The organism is Coprobacter sp. (genome assembly GCF_982436375.1).
The window spans coordinates 1-4,618 of the sequence record NZ_CEWDCG010000218.1 but is presented as its reverse complement, the minus strand read 5'-3'; the positions used below and the strand labels follow the sequence as shown (position 1 = coordinate 4,618).

General features: G+C 38.5%; 4 protein-coding genes and 2 pseudogenes. All 6 read right to left on the bottom strand.

The window, feature by feature from the left end:
- Positions 1-571: ABC transporter permease (locus tag AC1WHX_RS10620; protein ID WP_481229321.1), on the bottom strand; the 571-nt coding region annotated here is incomplete at its 3' end.
- A 1-nt stretch (position 572) separates the two neighbouring features.
- Positions 573-1,679 carry an ABC transporter permease gene (locus AC1WHX_RS10615; protein WP_122337087.1) on the bottom strand — a complete coding sequence of 369 codons (1,107 nt, stop codon included), beginning with the start codon at positions 1,677-1,679 and terminating at the stop codon, positions 573-575.
- A 1-nt stretch (position 1,680) separates the two neighbouring features.
- Positions 1,681-2,412: pseudogene (locus tag AC1WHX_RS10610) on the bottom strand (ABC transporter ATP-binding protein); the annotation flags it as partial.
- 23 nt (positions 2,413-2,435) lie between these two features.
- Positions 2,436-3,356, bottom strand: coding sequence for an ABC transporter ATP-binding protein (locus AC1WHX_RS10605; protein WP_122337129.1), 921 nt, complete (start codon positions 3,354-3,356; stop codon positions 2,436-2,438).
- Between the two features lie 19 nt (positions 3,357-3,375).
- Positions 3,376-4,287: an HlyD family secretion protein gene (locus tag AC1WHX_RS10600; protein ID WP_122337089.1), complete on the bottom strand. Its 912-nt coding sequence runs from the start codon at positions 4,285-4,287 to the stop codon at positions 3,376-3,378.
- A 1-nt stretch (position 4,288) separates the two neighbouring features.
- Positions 4,289-4,618: pseudogene (locus AC1WHX_RS10595) on the bottom strand (TolC family protein); the annotation flags it as partial.

Sequence of the window (4,618 nt, the reverse complement as noted above, 5' to 3'; positions counted from 1 at the left end):
CATATCTGTTTTGATAACCTGAAATGAATCCACTATGAATAATGTAGGTTAAGTATGGGTTGAAACGGTTCTGCACCGAAATATTTACGTTTGCCGATAGATTACCCGCATTACTTGAATTTAGCCACTCTTGTTGTATTTCTCCGGCAAAACTGTTTATTATTTCCATCATATACGAACTACCCAGTCCTCCTTTTGTTCCGTTTACAGTGTTGGCGGAGATCAGTACGTTTGCATTCTTTTCTTTGATGAGGTCTTTTTCAAAGAAAGGCGGTATTTCGAGAATGATATCGGTAGAGCCTTTCTCTATAGACCGCATGGCTTCGTTATATGTCGGGGATATTTCTTTTAAATGGAAATATTCGGATGCATTTATCTTGTGTATGAGCCTTCGGGAATAATCCGAATGGTCGTTATCCACTATCCCCAGATTGATATTTTTTATTTCAAGGTCTGCCGCCCAAGGCATCAATATCATCATCATGCACGGAAAGATCAGTATTAATTTCGGCATGAATGAGTCCCTGATCATCTGTTTGAACTCTTTTTCTATGAGATATTTTATTTTCATATTATTCGAGTCTGTTTTTAAATTTCTTTAGACTTATAGTAATTAATGTTATGGCCATAAACATGAGAATCGATATTTCTTGCCATGCAAGAGAGACATTTACTCCTTCGATCATCAGTTTTTTTACGGTCATTATATACCATTTTGCCGGAATGATGTGCGATATCCATTGTAGTATGGAGGGCATACTTTCTATCGGGAATATCATTCCGGAAAGCAACATGGTAGGCATCATCAATATCATTCCCGAAGCCAGCATAGCTGCTACCTGCGTTTTTGTCAAGGTCGAGATCAACAACCCGAGAGATAATGATACGAAAATGAAAAGGAGAGATACGATAATCAGCCAGAATAGACTGCCGGCAATAGGAACATGCAAAACATAAACCGATAAAATGAGAATCGTAAATAAGTTTACGCAGGAAAGAACGAAATAGGGGACTGCTTTTGCCAAAATGATAAAGATAGGTCTCATTGGAGAGACCAACAACACCTCCATTGTCCCCATTTCTTTTTCCCGAACAATCGATATAGATGTCATCATTGCGCATATCAACATCAGAATGAGCCCCATAACACCCGGTACAAAATTATATGCGCTCTTCATTTGAGGATTATATAATAATTTTATGTTTGAGGTGATATGCAGGGGGATATTGTTGCCAAGAGCCAGTTCTTGCTGGCTGGCAGCAATGATACTTGCAGCGTATTGAGTGAATGTTTTTGCTGTATTGGGATCGGTTGCATCGGCAATAATTTGTATGCCGGCTTCTCCGGTGTGCAATAATTTGCTGCTAAACTGTTCGCTGAATACGATTATCATATCCGCTTTGCCCTCTTTAAACTCTTTTTCTATTTCGTTGCTGGTATGCAGATAGCGATCTACGATAAAATATTCGCTGGCGTCTATTCGCTCTATTATTTTTCTGCTGACGATATCTTCGTTTGGGTTCAGTATGCTGACCCGTATGTCCTTTATATCGGTATTGAGTGCAAACCCAAAAATAATAATTTGTATGATCGGCATTCCGAGGAGAATCATCATTGTCCGGATATCCCGGAAAATATGATAAAATTCTTTATGTACAAAAGCTATAAATTGTTTCATATCAATCTGCTTTACGAGTTGCCTTGCGGGCTAATTGCTGGAAGACATCTTCCATGCTTTCTGCTTTAAATTGCTGTTTCAAGTTCTTGGGAGTATCTAATGCGTCGATGCGTCCATCGACCATTATTGAGACTCGATTACAATATTCCGCTTCATCCATATAATGTGTCGTGACGAATACTGTTATTCCCCGATCAGCGGCCTGATAGATCAGTTCCCAAAATTGACGTCGTGTCGAAGGGTCTACGCCTCCGGTCGGTTCATCGAGAAATACGATCTTCGGTTCGTGAAAAATAGATACCGAAAACGCGAGTTTCTGTTTCCAGCCGAGGGGAAGTTCTTTTACCAAAGTATTCCGTTCGCTTTCAAATCCGAGTTGTTTTAGAAGAATATTCGTTTTTTCGGAGATCTGACGGTCGTTCATTCCGTATATTCCGGCAAAAAGCCGTATATTTTCCCATACTTTTAGGTCTTCATAAAGTGAAAATTTCTGACTCATGTATCCGATGTTCTCTTTTACATTCTCGGCTTGTCGGTATATATCGAACCCTGCAACCTTTCCTTTTCCTGAAGTCGGTTTACTAAGGCCGCAAAGCATTCTCATCGCAGTTGTTTTTCCAGCACCGTTAGCCCCTAGAAAACCAAAAATTTCACCTTTAAAAACCTTGAAAGAGATGTGGTTTACTGCCGTAAAATTTCCGAAAGTCTTGGTTAGGTTTTCTGTTTCAATAACAATTTCGTTCATATCATCCGTTTTTAAGCAAGCTGCATGTAACAATCTTCTATAGAAGCCTTAATTTCTTGAATTAAAATTTCCTCATGACCTTTTTGTTGTAGCCATCTGCATAAATCATTTATCGTTAATTCATTGTTTTTTAAGGTGACATGGTGTGTTTCACCAAATGCAAAACAACTGTCGATAGAGGGATGAGACCGTAAATCTGTCAATAATTTGAACATTTTGTTACTTTGTACCGACCATAAGGTTTTATTGAAGTCGGCAGTAATGTTTTCGGGTGTATCTATTCCTATGAATTTGCCTTCTTTGATTAGGGCAATCCTGTCGCATAAACGGGCCTCATCCATGTAAGGTGTAGATACGAGTATTGTAATACCTTGATTTTTTAATCGTTTCAGCATTTCCCAGAATTCTTTGCGGGAAACAGGATCTACACCGGTAGTCGGTTCATCTAAAAATAGGACTGAGGGTTTATGAATAAGAGCGCAACTTAAAGCCAGTTTCTGTTTCATCCCTCCGGATAAAGCTCCGGCTTTTCTGTCTTTAAACGGCTCTATCTGTTGGTAAATATCTTTTATTAAATGATAATTCTCTTGAATAGTAGTTTGAAAGACAGATGCGAAAAATTTCAGGTTTTCTTCTACCGATAAGTCGGGATATAGAGAAAATTTACCGGGCATATATCCGACACGATTACGGATCTCTTTATAATCTTTTATTATATCCAGTCCATCGACGGAGGCTGTTCCGCTGTCAGGCAGGATAAGAGTTGTCAATATTCTGAACAAACTCGTTTTCCCGGCACCGTCCGGACCTATGATCCCGAACAGTTCACCTTGAGATACCGAAAATGAAATGCCTTCTTTAGAGTCCGGTTGTCCGAGAGCATATTTGTTTTCGTAAGATTTTTTGATATTATTTACTTCGATAGCTTGCATAGGACTTTGTTTTTGGTAGTCAGTCATTATTCGAGGAAAATCTTACTTCTCCATACATCCCTATTTTTACATAACCATCGTTTTTTATTGCTATTTTTACCGCATAAACGAGGTTTGCCCGTTCGTCTTTAGTCAATATTGTTTTGGGAGTAAATTCCGATTGAGAAGAGATCCATGTGACGATACCGGGATATTCTTTCCGTTTCCCATCACCGTAATCCGATATTACCGTTACTTTTTGCCCTACTTTGACTTGGGACAGTTGAACAGAAGTAATATATGCTCTGAGATACATATTTTCGATGTCGGCAACTTTGAAAAGAGGTTTTCCTGTATTTGCCAATTCTCCGGCTTCGGCATATTTGGTGAGTATGGTTCCGTTGATAGGACTGCTGATAGAACATTTTTTTAGTTGGTCTTCTATTTGTGCAACTTGAATTTCAAGAGCCGAACTTTGCTCTGTAATGCTGTTGCTATTGTTTTGTAATGTAGATTCCTGAGCTTTCAGTTGTTTCTCCAGAACAGCGATCTGCCCATTGATGTCATCTAATTGTTTTTCATTGGCAGCATTCGATTTAAGCAAATTGATAATCCTCCTTTGTTCGATTTGGGCGGTCGCAATTTGCTGTCTTGTAGCCGCAATTTGTTTGTTTATATCCGGACGGTTACTTTCTACAGAACGGATATTCTTTAATAGTTGCTCTTTTTGCAGAAATAACTGTACCGTATCGATATAGCCTAATTTTTGTCGGGCAGTTACGATAGACCCTTCTTCGATATCGAGCTGTTCTATTTTCCCGTTAGCTTCGGCAGAAACGATTACTTCGGTGGCCTCAAAAGTCCCTGAAGCGTCCATGTTGTCACTATTATTTCCACAGGCACATAGAGCGAGAAAGCCTGATAATATTCCGTATTGATATATCTTTTTCATATTAATTGTTTGTTGTATTTTTCAAATTATATATAGCCATTAAATATTGTATCTCATGTAAATATTTAGATTGTCTGGCTTGATCTGCCGCATTGATTTCCCGCAAAAGTTCGGTTACCGATAATGTCCCGTTTTTCACTTTTATTTCAGCCGCCTTTTTTATGTTGTCACGCAATAAGATGATTTGATCATCTTCTTTCATAAGTTCTTTGATTTTTTTTATTTCACTGTTTTCCTGAAGCATTTGCAGGCGGGGGTTGAACAAGAATGTTTTTTGTCCGATTTTGTTATTTCGGGTATTCGGATCGATGATTTTTTTTTTCTTTTTTTT

Excerpts from the sequence above, each read along its gene's own strand:
- AC1WHX_RS10605 (WP_122337129.1), bottom strand. The coding sequence starts at position 3,356 with ATGCAAGCTATCGAAGTAAATAATATCAAAAAATCTTACGAAAACAAA.
- AC1WHX_RS10600 (WP_122337089.1), bottom strand. The coding sequence starts at position 4,287 with ATGAAAAAGATATATCAATACGGAATATTATCAGGCTTTCTCGCTCTA.
- AC1WHX_RS10615 (WP_122337087.1), bottom strand. The coding sequence starts at position 1,679 with ATGAAACAATTTATAGCTTTTGTACATAAAGAATTTTATCATATTTTC.